Raw genomic sequence first — 1,815 nt, forward strand, 5'->3', positions numbered from 1 at the left:
ATTCTGGACAGCGCCAGCTTTACCCGACGGTTTTCGTGGCGTCGACCTGGAGGTGGGGCGAAGCCTCGGTCGCAACGGAACGCTCGAGAGGCAGCGTGACCTGATCACCACCGTCATGCAAACCGCGGGGCAGAGCGGCGAAACCGTCGTGCTGCCCGAAAGCGCACTCGGGTTCTGGACACCGAGCGTCGAGCACCTTTGGCGCGACGCCCTCAGCGACAGCGACGTCACCGTGATCGCGGGCGCGGCCGTTGTCGACGCGCAAGGCTATGACAACGTCCTGGTTGAGATCTCCGCGCAAGAGGTCGGCGTCCTCTATCACGAGCGCATGCCGGTCCCGGTTTCGATGTGGCAGCCCTGGCGACGCTGGCTGGGGCAGGACGGAGGCGCACGGGCGCATCTCTTCGCCAATCCCGTTGTCGAGTTCGCCGGCCGCCGGATCGCGCCGCTGATCTGCTACGAGCAGCTCCTGGTGTGGCCGGTCCTGCAGTCGATGCTGCACGGGCCGGAAGTGATCGTCGCTGTCGGCAATGGCTGGTGGACCACCGACACCTCCATCGTTGCCGTACAGAACGCCAGCACGATCTCCTGGGCGCGGCTCTTCGGACTACCCCGGGTCACCGCCTTCAACATATGAATAGGGAGATGCCTATGATCGATGCCGCCCTCGTCGAGCAATCGTCGACCCCGGCCCGAAGCCGATGATCGTCGAGAGATTCATCGCCGAGGCGGGTTCGCTCGATCCGCACCGTTCGATCCGGCGTCGTGTGGTGCCTGATCCCGAGTGTGGTGATGGCGGGCTCTCGACCACTAGTTCGGCATTATGAACGATGTCGTTTCTATGCCCGGGCTAATCAGCCACCAGATCGCTGGAGCATTGACTAATTGGACCTCATTCCTAATCGTGCTTTCTGGTGACCGTCTCTTGGCCTGACAGCTCGATTGCGGGTCAGTCGCTATCGACCCAGACGCTGCAGGGGCCGCCGCCTTCACAAGTTTCCCAAATTAAGCGGTTGTCCGTCCATGCACAAACCCGGGGCTTGAAACTGCGCGACCCGCTCGGCGCGCCCTCTAGATAAGGTCCGATGAGATGCGCGCCGGAAGCGATCAGCTTAGGTGTTGGAATAACTGCCATGTACCAGCGCGCTCCATTGAAGAACAACACGTCGCCGTTCTGCATCACAACGGGCTGCGCATGCTGCCGGAAGCAACGGTACCGTCACGTCCGTGAAGCTTGGCGGATATCTGCCTTGGTTGTGCAGAGCAGCGGCCAAGTCATGGCTGCCTTGCACTGACCTGCATGCAGCTGTTGGCCTCGCAAGTCTCGGACTGGCGCTTGCAGATAGAAAATGCCCTGGCATAGCGCCTGGCCGCGCGCGCCTGGCGGCTCAAAGTAGAACATCGTCTAAAACGGTCAGACACGCGTAAATTCTGGTGCCGGGAATTAGCCGCTTGAGAGCAAGTCATACCTCCGTCCGTTTGGATTTTTGGTGATTGACAACGGTCGAAAAAAGATGGAACACTGTTCTAACTGGAGTGACCGTTCCAGTATTCGAGTACCGTATCGTCATGGGCGGAGAGTTTCCGTTCGAAGTAGGTCGCAATGCAGAGCGTGTCTGCGCACCCGAGGAGCTTGGGAGGAGCTAACATGAAATCTTTCGTCAGGACCCTATGTCTCAGTGCCGCGATGGCCTTCGTAGCCAACGTCTCCAGCGCCGCCGAGTTGACGTTTGCAACCGGTTATGGCTTCGACTTTTTTGCCACAGAGATTGCCAAGTTCGAGAAGGCAACCGGCAATAAGGTTACATTTATACA

At 59.7% G+C, this 1,815-nt stretch carries 2 protein-coding genes; one reads left to right on the forward strand and one right to left on the reverse strand.

All coding sequences use genetic code 11. From position 1 onward, the window contains the following. Positions 1 to 637 (forward strand): carbon-nitrogen hydrolase family protein (locus EOA85_RS34390; RefSeq protein ID WP_245486311.1); only part of this gene is annotated, 637 nt, incomplete at its 5' end. A gap of 312 nt (positions 638 to 949) precedes the next feature. Here EOA85_RS34390 and EOA85_RS38380 read toward each other — a convergent pair. Then, positions 950 to 1,180 carry a hypothetical protein gene (locus EOA85_RS38380; RefSeq protein WP_127212649.1) on the reverse strand — a complete coding sequence of 77 codons (231 nt, stop codon included), beginning with the start codon at positions 1,178 to 1,180 and terminating at the stop codon, positions 950 to 952. Positions 1,181 to 1,815 lie beyond the last annotated feature (635 nt).

This window comes from Mesorhizobium sp. M5C.F.Ca.IN.020.29.1.1 (assembly GCF_003997375.1).
Taxonomy (GTDB): domain Bacteria; phylum Pseudomonadota; class Alphaproteobacteria; order Rhizobiales; family Rhizobiaceae; genus Mesorhizobium; species Mesorhizobium wenxiniae.